Here is a 12,908-nt window from a genome sequence, read left to right on the forward strand (position 1 = left end):
CCTCAGTCCTCGGTGCCGTCGTCGCCCGACCTGCGGGGAGCGTTCCTACGGGGTTCCGGCTGCGTCGAGCCGCCCGTGCGGGGCGTGGACCTGCGAGCCCGGGCGGGAGCTTTCGCGGCGGTCTTCGCCACGGCCTTCGCGGGCGTTTTCGCGGCCTTTCTGGCGTTCGCCGGGCCGGCCTGCTCGGGTCCGTCCTGCGCAACATCCGTACCTGCGGCCTCAGTCGACGGGGCGTCGCCCTTCGGCTCCGCGCCCGGAGGGACCGGCGGGCCCGGAGGGACCGGCGCGCCCGGCGCTCCGAACGGCAGGACTCGGACCGTGGGCCGCTCCACCGGTTTCCCGGGCACCGGCGTCTGCCGTCCGTCGATGAGGACGAGCGTCGCCTGGTAGGCCACCGACAGGGTGTAGGGCGTCTGGTAGAGCATTCCCCAGAGCTTGGACGTCTCGTCGACGTCCATCACCGTGGGCGTGAACCGCACCCGCTGGGCCGCCTCGGCGAGGTCGCTGCCCACCAGGTAGGGCCGTTCGCCCGCCTGGTCGATGACGTCCTTCGGCAGGACCGGGATCTCGTGCAGCGTGCGGACGACGGAGCCGATCAGCCGCTGGCCGACCAGTTCCCTCTCGTCGCCGTACGCACTGATCAGATAGTGCAGGTCGAGAGCCGCGGCCGGCCGCTTGACCAGGGTGCCGTCGGCCGCGCGGGTCGGCAGGTCGTTGTTCCGCTGCGAGGTGTTGGGCGTGACCTGGTAGAGGAACACGGAGATGGTGGGCTGCTCCAGCTGCGGATCGGCGGGCGGCTTGCGCGGCTCGACCTTGACGGCCTCGCCGAACTCCGGACCCACGTTGTTCTCGATCAGCAGGGCGAGAGCCTGGGTGACATGGGCGATGGCCAGTGCGTTGCTCATGACGCCGGTTCCTCGTTCCTCTCTCGTCCCGCCGGGTGCGTGCCGTTCACTCGCGCCCCCGTTCCAGGTAGTCCGCGAGGCTCAGGGCCGCCCCGGTCCGCTCCTTGGCGGGCGTGCGCTGCCGCCCGCCGCCGGACTGCGCCCCGCCGGCGGTCACTTCGAGCCGCCCGATCTGTACCTGCACCACCTGCTCGGCGGCCCGCGCCGGCCGTCGGGCCGCGGCCTGCCGCACGGCGTCACGTGCTGCCGCCGTGTCGGCGGCGCCGGGTCGCAGCGCCGCCGACACGGCTCGGGGAGCAGCCTCCGGGCCCGGGGGGATGGGCACGAAGGCCGAGGTCTGCGCCCGGCCCGGCTCCGCACGCCCCCGTCCCCCCGTCCGCCGCCCCGCATCGGGCAGCGAGCGCGGCCGCCCGGGGGCGACCGGCGCGGCGGGACGCAGCGATGGCGCCTCGGCGCGCAGCGGCGCCGAGGGAGGCGGGGCCGGGTCGAAGGGGTCGCGTTCGGTGCGTACGACGGTCCACTCGCGTTCCGTGTGCGTGCGCGCCTGCGCGGCCGCGGGGCCCGGCTTCTCGGCCGGGGGAACGGGCGAGGGTGTGGCCGTGGGCCACAGCAGTACGTCCTCGTCCGGCGCGGGCGCGGCGGCCCGTACCGCCTCGACCCGTTCGAACGGGCCGGGCAGCCGGGGCCGTACCCGTGACGTGGCCGGTCGCGGGGCGGTGTGCCGGGCGATCAGCCGGTCCAGGAAGTCCGGCTCCGAGCTGCCGCCGGGCGGGGTGTCAGACATCCGCACACAGCTCCAGGTAGTAGCGGCGCCGCGTCGGGCTGAGCGCCAGGATGTCGGGCTCGCTCCAGCCGTAGGCGGTCGCGAGCAGATGGACGTCGAGCAGTACGTCCCGTGCCCAGGCGTCCAGTTCGGTCCACAGGTAGGAGGCGATGTCCAGTTCGGCCCGGGTGGCCGTACCGCACTCGGGGCAGGCGACGTTGAGCGCCAGGTCGGCGCCCGGGTCGGCGGCCTCGACCGCCTCGGCGATCCGGCGCTGCACGCCGGCGGGCAGCGCCGGGCCGGCCACGGCGGTCCCCTCGTGCACCGCCGAGACGAGGCACCGGTCGAGGAGCGCCGTACGCGGGTCGGCCGCCCGGGCCGCCGCCGTCAGGTCGGCGACGCCGGGCAGCCTGAACTCGACGTCCCAGCCGTCCTGTCGGACCCGTACGACCGTGTCGCCGCGTCCGCCGAGCGACCCCGCGAGCTCACCGGCGTCCAGGTCGAACTCCATGTCCTGACCGCACGCGGCGCACCCGAGGCGTACCTGCATCCGCTCGCCGAACAGCGCCCGGCGCAGGGCGAACAGGTCAGCCTCGCGCTCGCCGACCGGCAGCTGCGGCAGCCTCCCGGTGTCGACGTCGGGACGCGCCGCCCGGTGCAGCAGCAGCGCCCGCCCGACGGGCGGCTCGCCGAGCCCGGCCTCCCAGGCGGCCAGCAGTTCGGCCGCCCCGGTGATCGCCATGTCCCTCCCCGTTTCCCTGAACTACCGTTCGCTCAGGCCGGGTTGAGGAACGAGGGTTCCTCCGGCTCGGGCACCTCGTAGTCCCGCTCCCAGCCCTCGCACTCGAGCTTCAGCGACTGGATGGCCACCGCGTTGGCGTTGGCGTCCAGCTCGCCGAGGACCTGGTACTCGCTGGGCCAGGTCCGGTAGAGCTTGTGCGAGACGGCCACCTGACCGGCCTCGTTGAGGACCTGGATCACGATGTCCTTGCGGAAGTCCGCGAGGGACACCTCGGAGCCGAGGCCCGCCCCGACCTGCCAGACCTTGTTGGCCCAGCGGTCGAACTCGGGGTCGTGGGTCACCCCGCGTTCGAGGGTGATGCCCTCGAACTCGGAGCGGCCCGGCGACTTGCGCGGGGAGGAGGGGTCGCCGCCGTGACGGTGCTTGACGACCTCCGTGGTCCGCTTCAGCGGACTGATCTTGCTGATGCCGGCGACCGTCCGACCGTCCCACAGCACAAGGAACTTGAAGTTCTTGTAGGGGTCGAAGCGATGCGCGTTGACCGTGAACTCAGCCATCCGATTCCTTCAGCTCTCCAAGATTCCGGGGCCGCTAGAGCGCGAACTGACCGGAGGTCTGCTGGAACTTGACGACCACGAACTCGGCCGGCCTCACCGGCGCGATGCCGACGAGCACGTTGACGATGCCGTTGGCCACGTCCTCGTCCGTCGTGGTCTCGCTGTCGCACTTGACGAAGTACGCCTCGCGCGGGGTGCTGCCCTTGAAGGCGCCCTGGCGGAAGAGCGTGTGCAGGTACGAGGAGGCGCCGAGGCGGATCTGCTGCCACAGGCTCTCGTCGTTGGGCTCGAACACGACCCACTGCAGGCCGCGTTGGAGACTTTCCTCCACATGCAGCGCGAGCCGCCGCACGGGCACGTACTTCCATGCGCTGTCGAGGGCGTCGGAGCCCTCCAGCGTGCGCGCGCCCCACACCAGCGGGCCGGTGAGCGGGAACGTGCGCAGGCAGTTGACGCCGAGCGGGTTGAGCAGCCCGGTCTCACGGTCCGTCAGGTCGACGGTGAGCGAGTGCACTCCGACGAGCTGCGCCTCCGTGCCGGCCGGTGCCTTCCAGACACCGCGCTCGGAGTCGGTGCGCGCGATGACGCCGGCGACCGCGCCGGACGGCGGGAAGGCGCGCAGCCGGCCGGTGAGCGGGTCGGTGAGCTGGATGTGCGGGAAGTACAGGCCGGCGTGGTTGCCGCGCACCGGGTCGAAGGCCGACAGGCCGGCCCGTGCCGAGTCCACGCTCACCCAGGTGCTGGGCGCGTCGACGAGCAGGAAGATCCGCCGCTCCTCGCACAGCCGCTGGGCGGCGGACACGACGGTGAGCGCGTCCTCGGTCTTCTCGTACGAGGCCAGCTCCGGGAGCGACAGCAGGTTGACGTCGGCCACCTGGCGCAGTGCCTGGATGCCGGTCTTGGCGGCCTCGGAGCCGATGAGGTCGCGCGGGCCGGGGGCCTCGCCGTCCTCGCCGCCCTCCAGCGGGAACACCGGCGGGTTGACCGAGGCCTCCAGGCCCAGGTCGTTGGCGCACTCGCCGAGGAAGCGGACGACGTCGCCGGGGTCGGTGGAACCGGCGACCACCTGAACACGGCGGCCGAAGGCGGTGACCTCGACGCCGGCGAAGGCGTGCTTGCCGGGCGCGTCGGGCAGTGCCCGCAGCTTGCGTTCCAGGAGCAGCGCCAACTCGGCCACGGAGGACGGGGCTTCGCCGTCGCAGTCGGGGTCGTAGAGCTTGAACTCGCGCTCCACGTCACCGATCTTCACCGTCAGGTCGACGGCCAGGTCGGGCAGTTCGTGCCCGAACGGCTTGGAGACGGTGCCGGACGGGTCGGGGCGCCCCTCGCCGACGGCCTCGACCCGGATCAGCCGGGAGCCGGCGTTGATCACGGTCGGCGCGTGCCGCCCGCTGCCGGCGTCCATGGACAGGCCGGCGAAGCTCTCGCGGGCGTCGCCCTTGGCGTCGTAGACCCGCAGGTTGAAGGTCTCTTCGCAGTCCGGGGTGTCGTAGTCGACGGCGACGCGCAGACCGTTGCCCCAGACGCCGGGTTCCTTGGCGTGGACCTCCAGGACGCGGCTCTCGCTGTGGCCCTCGGTGGACTCCAGGACGACACACGCGGCCTTGCCGCTGCCCGCCTTGGCGACCCGGACGATCACGGCGACGGAGCCGCCGTTGCCGAAGAACTGGTGCACCGCGTACGCGAGCGGGCTCTGCGCGCTCAGCCCGCCGAAGCGGCGCTCGAAGTCGGCGAAGCCGGTGACGCGCACCGGCTCGTTCAGCGGACCGCGCCGGGTGTGTCCCACGAACGCGGTCACCGAAGTGGTCACGGCGGAGATGGCGCGGGTGCTGCTGGGAAGCTCTTCGACATAGACGCCCGGATACGTCGGCCTCGCGGCGCTCACGGCATTCGTCGGCATTCCCCCTCCTATCCCTGATCTCAGGCACCGGTGAAAGGCACCAAGAGGCGGCAGAGGGAGAGGTTTCGGCACGGCGGCGCGCGGAAGTCTTCCGACACGCCCTGTCGCGCCGGTCCGCACACCCCGTATCAGTTTTCCCCCGTCAGTGCCCGGACGGACGGCCGCCCGGGTCAAGCACGCACGCTTGTGACTCCTGATGCTCAAGTGCACTGCCCACCCTGTGAGTTGGCAGGTGCAGGAGCAAGGCGCGTTCGCGCCAGTTCGAAGGGAGGTTCGATGAAGGGTGTGGTGCATGACCCGCACACGATGTGCGCGTGTCGGATCAGGTGCTTCACGGATCTCACACAGCGAGTGGTGCAGGAGAATGGGGCGCATGTCCCGACGTACCTCGCATCCTGGGCGGAAGCACGGCTCCGCCCCTGTTGACAACCCCTCCTGCCCTTGCGGTCTTGCGGAGACGTACGAAAAGTGCTGTGGCCGATTCCACCGGGGTGAGGCCGCGGCACCGACCGCCGAGACGCTGATGCGATCGCGCTACAGCGCATTCGTGAAACTCAACGAGCAGTACCTGCTGAGGACTTGGCATCCGCGTACACGGCCGGGGCAGGTCGAGTTCGATCCGGGGATGCGGTGGAGCGGCCTGGAGATCCTCGGCACCGGCGACGGCTCGGCGTTCCACAGCACCGGCACGGTGACCTTCCGCGCCTCGTACCGGGGCGGCGCGCTGCACGAGCGCAGCCGGTTCGAACGGGTCGACGGCGCCTGGGTGTATGTCGACGGGGAGTTCCTCGACCAGCCAGTGTCCCGACGCTAGGGAGCGAGGATGTCGAGCTCCTGAAGGGCCCCGACCGTGATCTCCCGGGTCAGCTGCTCCGCACGCGCCGCGTCGCCCTCCCGGATCGCCTCGGCGACCTGGACGTGCAGGGTGACGGCGGCCGGGTCGGGGTCCTCGAACATGACCTCGTGGTGGGTACGGCCCGCGAGGACCTCGGCGACGACGTCACCGAGCCGCGCGAACATCTCGTTCCCGGACGCGACGAGGACGACCCGGTGGAAGGCCATGTCGTGGACGAGGTACTCCTCCAGCCGGTGGCCGCGGGAGTTGGCGACCATGCCGAGCGTGCACGCGGTGAGTTCGGCGCACTGCTCGGCGGACGCGTGCCGGGCGGCCAGGCCCGCGGCGACCGGCTCGACGGCCGAGCGCAGGACGGTCAGTGAGCGCAGCTGGTGGGGGCGGTCCGCGCCGGCCAGGCGCCAGCGGATGACCTGCGGGTCGTAGACGTTCCACTCGGACTTCGGGCGCACGGTCACGCCCACCCGTCGGCGTGACTCGACCAGGTGCATGGATTCGAGCACGCGTACCGCCTCGCGCATCACCGAGCGTGACACGTCGAAGCGCTGGGCCAGCTCGTCGGTGCGCAGAACACTGCCCGGCGGGTACTCCCCCGCCGTGATGGCGGGTCCGAGGGAGTCCAGTACGCGGCCGTGCAGCCCCCGGCCCAGAGTGCTCATGCACTCAGCGTACGGGGAGGTTTACAGAATCAAAAAGTCAGACTTATTTGCCACAGACCCTTGAACTAGTCGTACCTAATCGGTTTCAGTGTCGTCGACGCCGGATGGCGTCCAGATGTCGAAGAAGACAGTGAGAGCACGATGCAGCAGCTGCGCACCCCCCATGTCGTCGTGGTCATGGGCGTCGCGGGCACCGGCAAGACCACCATCGGTCCCCTGCTCGCGGCCCGTCTCGGCGTTCCGTACGCCGAGGGCGACGACTTCCACCCACAGGCCAACATCGCCAAGATGTCGGCCGGGACCCCGCTGCAGGACGAGGACCGGTGGCCCTGGCTCGACGCCATCGGCGCCTGGGCGCACGGGAGGGCCGGACTCGGCGGGGTGGTCAGCAGCTCGGCGCTGAAGCGGACCTACCGGGACCGGCTCAGGGCCGCGGCTCCCGGGGTCGTCTTCGTGCACCTGACGGGCGACCGTGCCCTCATCGAGGAGCGGATGTCGCACCGGCAGGGCCACTTCATGCCCACGGCGCTGCTCGACTCCCAGTTCGCCACGCTCCAGCCGCTTCAGCCGGACGAGGCAGGCATCGCAGTGGACGTCACCGGCAGCCCCGAGGAGATCACCGCACGGGCCGTGAAGGCACTGGACGCGCTCCCCCACCCTGCCGGGTAACACCTCCCGGCCCCTCCCCCAAGCCCTCTCCCCCGAGCCCTCTCCCTCAAGTCCGCCCTCCCCCATACCTGCAAGGACACCACCGTGACCAGACTCAACGTCGAGATCCTGGCAGCGGACGCACCGGCACCGATCACCTCCGCCGGTCACGCTCAGCTGGGCATCGCCGTTCTGGTGGGCATCGCCGTCATCGTCGTGCTCATCACCAAGTTCAGACTTCACGCCTTTCTGTCCCTGACCATCGGGTCACTGGTGCTCGGCGCCGTCGCGGGGGCCCCGCTCGACAAGGTGATCCTCAGCTTCAGCACCGGGCTCGGCACCACGGTCGCCGGCGTGGGCGTGCTGATCGCCCTCGGCGCGATCCTCGGGAAGATGCTCGCCGACTCCGGCGGCGCCGACGAGATCGTCGACACGATCCTCGCGAAGGCGGGCGGCCGGGCGATGCCCTGGGCGATGGTGCTGATCGCCTCGGTGATCGGCCTGCCGCTGTTCTTCGAGGTCGGCATCGTGCTGCTGATCCCGGTCGTGCTGATGGTCGCCAAGCGCGGCAACTACTCCCTGATGCGCATCGGCATCCCGGCCCTCGCGGGCCTGTCCGTGATGCACGGCCTGATCCCGCCGCACCCCGGCCCGCTGGTCGCGATCGACGCGGTGGGCGCCAACCTCGGTGTCACGCTGGCGCTCGGCATCCTCGTCGCCGTCCCGACGGTGATCATCGCCGGTCCGCTGTTCTCGAAGGTCGCGGCCCGCTGGGTGGACGCCCCGGTCCCCGACCGGATGCTGCCGCCGCGGGTCTCCGAGGAGCTGGAGAACCGCCCCGGCTTCGGCGCCACCCTGGGCACCATGCTGCTGCCGGTCGTGCTGATGCTGGCCAAGGCGCTGGTCGACATCGTCATCGACGACCCCGCGAACCGCACCCAGCGCGTCTTCGACGTCATCGGCAATCCGCTGATCGCCCTCCTCGCGGCCGTGCTCGTCGGCATCTTCACGCTGCTGCGGCCCGCCGGCTTCGGCAGGGAGCGGCTCACGCCGCTCGTCGACAAGGGGCTCGCGCCCATCGCCGGCATCCTGCTGATCGTCGGCGCGGGCGGCGGCTTCAAGCAGACGCTGATCGACTCCGGCGTGGGCCAGATGATCCTGGACATCTCCAAGGACTGGTCGATCCCGGCGCTGCTGCTGGCCTGGCTGATCGCGGTGGCCATCCGCCTGGCGACCGGCTCGGCGACGGTGGCGACGGTCTCGGCGGCCGGGCTGGTCGCCCCGCTCGCGGCCGACATGTCGACCGCCCACACCGCGCTCCTCGTCCTGGCCATCGGCGCCGGCTCGCTCTTCTTCAGCCATGTCAACGACGCGGGATTCTGGCTGGTCAAGGAGTACTTCGGCCTCAGCGTCGGCGACACCCTGAAGACCTGGTCCGTCATGGAGACGATCATCTCGGTGGTCGCCGGCGGTCTGGTCCTGCTCCTCTCGCTGGTCATCTAGGAGTACGAGGATGAGTCACCCCCTGTTCGACGTCAGCGGCCGCACGGCCCTGGTCACCGGCTCCAGCCGCGGCATCGGTCTCGCCCTCGCCCGGGGCCTCGCGGAGGCCGGCTGCACGGTGGTCCTCAACGGCCGCGACGCCGGCCGTCTCACCAAGGCGGCCGCGGAACTGCCCGGTGACGTCCACACGGCCGTGTTCGACGTGACCGACGGCCCCTCGGTCGCCGCGGGGATCGCGGATGTCGAGGAGCGGGTCGGGCCGGTCGACATCCTCGTCAACAACGCGGGCGTGCAACTGCGCGCCCCGCTCCTGGAGTTCACGGACACGGACTGGCACCGCATCCTGGACACCAACCTCACCAGCGCGTTCCTGGTCGGCCGTGAGGCGGCCCGCCGGATGACGGAACGCGGCCACGGCAAGATCGTGAACATCTGCTCGCTGCAGAGCGAGGTGGTCCGCCCCGGCATCGCGCCCTACGCGGCCACCAAGGGCGCCCTGAAGATGCTCACCAAGGGCATGTGCGCGGACTGGGGCCCGTACGGCGTGCAGGTCAACGGGTTGGGCCCGGGCTACATCGAGACGGAACTGACCAGGCCCCTCGTCGAGGACGAGGAGTTCAGCGCCTGGGTGCGCCGCCGCACCCCGGCCGGCCGCTGGGGCCGTACCGAGGACCTGGTGGGCGGGGTGCTGTTCCTCGCCTCGCCCGCCGCGGACTTCGTCAGCGGACAGGTGCTGTACGTCGACGGCGGAATGACGAGCGTGCTGTGAGAGGGCCTGCTGACATGACAGAGATGCCCGGCTGCGTGATCCACGGTCGGGGAGACCTGCGGGTCGACCGGCTGCCGGTCCCCGAGCCCGGCCCCGGGCAGGCGCTGATCGCCGTCCGCTACGGGGGCGTCTGCGGCTCCGACCTGCACTACTGGCGGCACGGCGGGGTCGGCGACTTCCACCTGAGGGAACCGATGCTGCTCGGGCACGAGGTGGTCGGGACGGTCCTGGCGTACGGCTCCCCGGACGCGTCGGGTCCGGCCGTCGGTACGCCGGTGGCCGTGCACCCCGCGACTCCGTGCGGCTCGTGCCCGGAATGCGCGGCCGGACGCCGAAACGTCTGCCGGGACACCCGCTACCTCGGCAGCGCGGCGCGCTTCCCGCACGTGCAGGGCGGTTTCGCCGCCCAAGTGGTCGTACCCGTTGAGCAGTTGAGGCCGCTTCCGGCGGGCCTCGAACTGCGGCGGGCAGCGCTCGCCGAGCCGCTGTCCGTCGCCCTGCACGCGGTACGGCGGGCCGGGGAGATGAGCGGACGGCATGTGATGGTCACCGGCGCCGGCCCCATCGGGTGCCTCGTGGTCGCCGCGGCGAAGGCGGCGGGTGCCGCGCGGGTGACGGTCACCGATCTTCTCCCGGCGGCTCTGGAGTACGCACGTGCCGCGGGCGCCGACACCGTCGTACGGGCCGACGATCCGGCCGACGCCGGGTGGCCGTCCGAGGCGGACGAGGTGGATGTGGCCGTCGAGGCGTCAGGGGTGGCCGCCGGCCTCGACACGTGTCTGCGTCTGGTGCGGCGCGGCGGGGTCGTCGTACAGTTGGGGATGCTGCCACCCGGACCGAGTCCGTTCGCCGGGAACCTCGTCGTGAGCCGGGAGATCGAGCTGCGGGGAGCGTTCCGCTTCGACACGGAGTTCGACGAGGCGCTGCGGCTGCTCGCCGCCGAGCCCGCCTTCGACGGGCTGGTCAGCGCGGTGGTGCCGGTGACGGACGCCGAGGCGGCGTTCACGCTCGCCGCGGACCGGAGCCGGTCCTGCAAGGTCCTGTTGGACTTCGGTGCCTGAATCGGCTTCCCCGGCGGCCCGCTCGGGCTCATCATGAGGAGACCTCCGGACACGGCCTCCGGGGGCGACCGTGTCGGGGGGCGTCATGGCGGTTTCCCTCGGGATGCGCATCTCGGGGCTGCTCGTGGTCGGAGCGGTGGCGGTGGCTGTCGCGGCCTTCACCGGTGACGGAAGTGGTGCGCCGGTCAGAGGGGGCGGGAACGGCACGATCGTGACGGTCGGGCCGTCGGACGGTGCCCGTTCCGCCGCGTCGCCCCTGCCTCCCGTTCCCCGGCAGTCACCCGCCGGGGAAGCGGGCCCCACGGCGCTGCCGAGCACCCCGGGCCACACCCACCGCATCACGACACCGCCGGCCGGCACCTCCCCCACCCCTTCCCCCACCCACAGCAACAGCCTTCTCCTGAGCCCCGCTTGGCTCCCGCCCGGCCCGGCCTCGCCCGATGCCGACCCCACCCCCGACCCGGCCGGCGTCTACGACGAGCTCCGGGACCCGGACCAGTGCCGGGCCGCCCTCGACGTCGTCCCGGCGGCCTCGGCCGACCCGGAGTGGCGGGTCGTGCGCGCGCTCGCGACGGCCTGCCTGGCGGTTCAGGGCCGAGGCGGCAGCTGGGAGAGCGCGACCAGGGAGTACGCCGGCCCGGCCGGGAAGGCGGGCACCTGCAAGGGCCGCGCCGGCTACGCCGTACTCGGCGGGCTGCTGGACTTCCACCGGCGACACCCGGGCGCCACCGTGCGGTTGCAGGCCTCGGGCGGCACGCCCGCGTGCGCCTACCGGGTCACGGGCGTGGACACCGGCGGCGACGGCGAGGCGCAACCCGGCGACACGGTCGCGATCGAACTCCGGGACATCTGCTTCGACCCCGCCGAACTGCTGCGGTTCGGGAGCGTGTTCATCGGCGGGCGGCAACTCGCCGGGCCGCCCGTGCCGCGGTCGCGGGCGGGCGAGGGGCTGGTGCTGTCCGCGGTGGTGCCGTCCCTGGGCGGCTACCCGCTCTCGGTCGACGTGGTCGTCCGGTACGGGACCACCGAGGCGCGGCTGATGGACGCGTTCACGGTCGTGGCACCCGCCGCCCTGCCGTCACCCGGTGGCCCGTCAGGGTCGCCACAGGGGGTGCTCCCGCTCGGCCCACTCCCGGCTCACCTTCCCGGTCCGTAGCCCGCCGCGCGCCTCGGGATCCGCGATCGCCATGCCGATGTGCCCGGCGAGGACGATGCCGATCGTCAGGGCCAGCCAGTCGTGGACGAAGGTCGCGCTGGTGCGCCACATGATCGGGGTGAGGTGGGTGAACCACATGATCAGGCCCGTGCCGAGCATCACCAGCGTCGCTCCGGCGATCCAGGCCGCGTAGATCTTCTGCCCGGCGTTGAACTTGGCCGCCGGGCGCGAGGAGCGGCGCTTGTCGCGGCGCAGGGCCGCGCGCAGCCAGTCCCTGTCGTGCGGCCCGAAGCGGTTCAGGTGGCCCAGGTCGGCGCGGAAGAAACGGGAGGCCAGCCCCAGCAGGACGGGTACCGGCAGGGCGAGCCCGGCGCACTCGTGGACCCGGACCACCAGCTCGCGGCGGCCGACGAGTTCGGCGAACTGCGGGATGTAGAGGAACGCGGCCGTCACCACGCACACGCCCATCAGTGCGGCGGTCGTGCGGTGCACCCAGCGCTGGACGGGGCCGAACCGGCGGACCCCGGTGGCCGCCGGGGTGTGTGCCTCAGCTCGTAGGGTCATCGTCCCGCCCGTTCGACTTGCCGACCCAGGCGTCGACGTCGTAGCCGAGGTGCTCCCAGTAGCCCGGTTTCACGTCCTCGGTGACGGTGATCCCGGAGAGCCACTTGGCGGACTTGTAGAAGTACATCGGCGCCACGTAGAGGCGGACCGGGCCGCCGTGGGCGTGGCCGATGTCCTTGTTCTGCATGCGCAGTGCCACCAGGACGTCGGAGCGGCGGGCCTGGGCGAGGGTGAGGCTCTCGGTGTACGTGCCGTCGAAGCAGGTGAAGCGCACGGCCCCGGCCTTGGCCCGCACGCCCGCCGCGTCCAGCAGCCGGGACAGCCGTACGCCTTCGAAGGGGGTGTCGGGGACCCGCCAGCCGGTGACGCACTGGACGTCCTTGACCAGCTTGGTCTGCGGCAGGGCGCGCAGGTCGTCGAGCGTGTAGGTCTTCGGGCGGTCGACGAGTCCGTCCACGGTGAGGCGGTAGTTCGCGGCGTTCCTGTGCGGCACGGAGGAGGCGACCGAGTAGTAGCGGAACCCGCCGCCGTTGGGGAGCAGGCCGGTCAGACCGGTGGGGTCCTTGTCGGCCGCCGCGCCGAGGAAGCCCTCCAGGGCGTTCTGCAGCGTGGGTGCGGCGATCACGCCGAGGGCACCCAGGCCGATGGTGCCGAGCAGGACACGGCGCCCGATCGGTGTGCCGCGCTCCTCGGGTGCCTTCGGGCTGCCGGGCTCCTCGGGTTGTTCGGGGTTCACGTATCCATTCGAACACCCGCGACCCCGGCGGGACCAGGAATCGAGGGTGCTCGTCAGGGTTCCGTAATCACTTCTTACGGCGTTCTCAGAAA

The 12,908-nt window shown here is 71.9% G+C and carries 14 protein-coding genes; 6 read left to right on the top strand and 8 right to left on the bottom strand.

Features of this window, described 5'->3' with window-relative positions; translation table 11 throughout:
• Positions 1 to 2: 2 nt before the first annotated feature.
• The 5 genes from ACYUED_RS09000 to ACYUED_RS09020 are packed head-to-tail and all read right to left on the bottom strand — an operon-like array spanning position 3 to position 4,867.
• Entirely contained in the window at positions 3 to 905 is a 903-nt protein-coding gene (locus ACYUED_RS09000) for a Pvc16 family protein (RefSeq protein WP_491291748.1), read from the bottom strand.
• Positions 906 to 951: 46 nt separating this feature from the next.
• Positions 952 to 1,689: a hypothetical protein gene (locus ACYUED_RS09005; protein ID WP_491291749.1), complete on the bottom strand. Its 738-nt coding sequence runs from the start codon at positions 1,687 to 1,689 to the stop codon at positions 952 to 954.
• Positions 1,682 to 2,410, bottom strand: coding sequence for a T4 family baseplate hub assembly chaperone (locus ACYUED_RS09010; RefSeq protein WP_491291750.1), 729 nt, complete (start codon positions 2,408 to 2,410; stop codon positions 1,682 to 1,684). Before ACYUED_RS09010 ends, ACYUED_RS09005 begins: the two co-directional genes overlap by 8 nt.
• A gap of 32 nt (positions 2,411 to 2,442) precedes the next feature.
• A complete protein-coding gene (locus tag ACYUED_RS09015; RefSeq protein ID WP_004003113.1) occupies positions 2,443 to 2,967 on the bottom strand; it encodes a phage tail protein in 525 nt (174 codons plus the stop codon).
• 34 nt (positions 2,968 to 3,001) lie between these two features.
• Positions 3,002 to 4,867 carry a phage tail sheath subtilisin-like domain-containing protein gene (locus tag ACYUED_RS09020; protein ID WP_491291751.1) on the bottom strand — a complete coding sequence of 622 codons (1,866 nt, stop codon included), beginning with the start codon at positions 4,865 to 4,867 and terminating at the stop codon, positions 3,002 to 3,004.
• Between the two features lie 373 nt (positions 4,868 to 5,240).
• Here ACYUED_RS09020 and ACYUED_RS09025 point away from each other — a divergent pair, with 373 nt between their 5' ends.
• Positions 5,241 to 5,681 carry a YchJ family protein gene (locus ACYUED_RS09025; protein WP_491291752.1) on the top strand — a complete coding sequence of 147 codons (441 nt, stop codon included), beginning with the start codon at positions 5,241 to 5,243 and terminating at the stop codon, positions 5,679 to 5,681.
• On the opposite strand, the gene ACYUED_RS09030 is transcribed toward ACYUED_RS09025, so the two are convergent.
• Entirely contained in the window at positions 5,678 to 6,379 is a 702-nt protein-coding gene (locus ACYUED_RS09030) for a FadR/GntR family transcriptional regulator (RefSeq protein WP_266511354.1), read from the bottom strand. The two genes, ACYUED_RS09025 and ACYUED_RS09030, sit on opposite strands and share 4 nt — an antisense overlap.
• A 150-nt stretch (positions 6,380 to 6,529) precedes the next feature.
• Between ACYUED_RS09030 and ACYUED_RS09035 the strand changes: the two genes are divergently transcribed.
• From ACYUED_RS09035 to ACYUED_RS09055, 5 genes are all read left to right on the top strand, one after another.
• Complete coding sequence (locus tag ACYUED_RS09035; RefSeq protein ID WP_491294189.1) at positions 6,530 to 7,048, top strand: gluconokinase; 519 nt, start codon at positions 6,530 to 6,532, stop codon at positions 7,046 to 7,048.
• Positions 7,049 to 7,132: 84 nt separating this feature from the next.
• A complete protein-coding gene (locus ACYUED_RS09040; protein WP_491291753.1) occupies positions 7,133 to 8,530 on the top strand; it encodes a GntP family permease in 1,398 nt (465 codons plus the stop codon).
• 10 nt (positions 8,531 to 8,540) lie between these two features.
• A complete protein-coding gene (locus ACYUED_RS09045) occupies positions 8,541 to 9,299 on the top strand; it encodes an SDR family oxidoreductase (protein ID WP_491291754.1) in 759 nt (252 codons plus the stop codon).
• A gap of 23 nt (positions 9,300 to 9,322) precedes the next feature.
• Positions 9,323 to 10,360: an L-idonate 5-dehydrogenase gene (locus ACYUED_RS09050; protein WP_491294190.1), complete on the top strand. Its 1,038-nt coding sequence runs from the start codon at positions 9,323 to 9,325 to the stop codon at positions 10,358 to 10,360.
• An 85-nt stretch (positions 10,361 to 10,445) separates the two neighbouring features.
• Positions 10,446 to 11,516: a hypothetical protein gene (locus ACYUED_RS09055; protein WP_491291755.1), complete on the top strand. Its 1,071-nt coding sequence runs from the start codon at positions 10,446 to 10,448 to the stop codon at positions 11,514 to 11,516.
• Here the strand turns inward: ACYUED_RS09055 and ACYUED_RS09060 are convergent.
• Both ACYUED_RS09060 and ACYUED_RS09065 read right to left on the bottom strand, forming a co-directional pair.
• A complete protein-coding gene (locus tag ACYUED_RS09060) occupies positions 11,454 to 12,080 on the bottom strand; it encodes a cytochrome b/b6 domain-containing protein (protein ID WP_491291756.1) in 627 nt (208 codons plus the stop codon). The two genes, ACYUED_RS09055 and ACYUED_RS09060, sit on opposite strands and share 63 nt — an antisense overlap.
• Positions 12,064 to 12,816: a molybdopterin-dependent oxidoreductase gene (locus ACYUED_RS09065; protein ID WP_491291757.1), complete on the bottom strand. Its 753-nt coding sequence runs from the start codon at positions 12,814 to 12,816 to the stop codon at positions 12,064 to 12,066. The genes ACYUED_RS09060 and ACYUED_RS09065 overlap by 17 nt, the downstream gene beginning before the upstream one ends.
• Positions 12,817 to 12,908 lie beyond the last annotated feature (92 nt).

The organism is Streptomyces sp. DF42, assembly GCF_058267695.1.

Bases quoted from the DNA above. Each gene is read 5' to 3' on its own strand.
- ACYUED_RS09000 (WP_491291748.1), bottom strand. From the start codon at position 905: ATGAGCAACGCACTGGCCATCGCCCATGTCACCCAGGCTCTCGCCCTG.
- ACYUED_RS09010 (WP_491291750.1), bottom strand. From the start codon at position 2,410: ATGGCGATCACCGGGGCGGCCGAACTGCTGGCCGCCTGGGAGGCCGGG.
- ACYUED_RS09025 (WP_491291752.1), top strand. From the start codon at position 5,241: ATGTCCCGACGTACCTCGCATCCTGGGCGGAAGCACGGCTCCGCCCCT.
- ACYUED_RS09055 (WP_491291755.1), top strand. From the start codon at position 10,446: ATGGCGGTTTCCCTCGGGATGCGCATCTCGGGGCTGCTCGTGGTCGGA.
- ACYUED_RS09005 (WP_491291749.1), bottom strand. From the start codon at position 1,689: ATGTCTGACACCCCGCCCGGCGGCAGCTCGGAGCCGGACTTCCTGGAC.
- ACYUED_RS09060 (WP_491291756.1), bottom strand. From the start codon at position 12,080: ATGACCCTACGAGCTGAGGCACACACCCCGGCGGCCACCGGGGTCCGC.
- ACYUED_RS09050 (WP_491294190.1), top strand. From the start codon at position 9,323: ATGCCCGGCTGCGTGATCCACGGTCGGGGAGACCTGCGGGTCGACCGG.
- ACYUED_RS09045 (WP_491291754.1), top strand. From the start codon at position 8,541: ATGAGTCACCCCCTGTTCGACGTCAGCGGCCGCACGGCCCTGGTCACC.
- ACYUED_RS09030 (WP_266511354.1), bottom strand. From the start codon at position 6,379: ATGAGCACTCTGGGCCGGGGGCTGCACGGCCGCGTACTGGACTCCCTC.
- ACYUED_RS09020 (WP_491291751.1), bottom strand. From the start codon at position 4,867: ATGCCGACGAATGCCGTGAGCGCCGCGAGGCCGACGTATCCGGGCGTC.
- ACYUED_RS09015 (WP_004003113.1), bottom strand. From the start codon at position 2,967: ATGGCTGAGTTCACGGTCAACGCGCATCGCTTCGACCCCTACAAGAAC.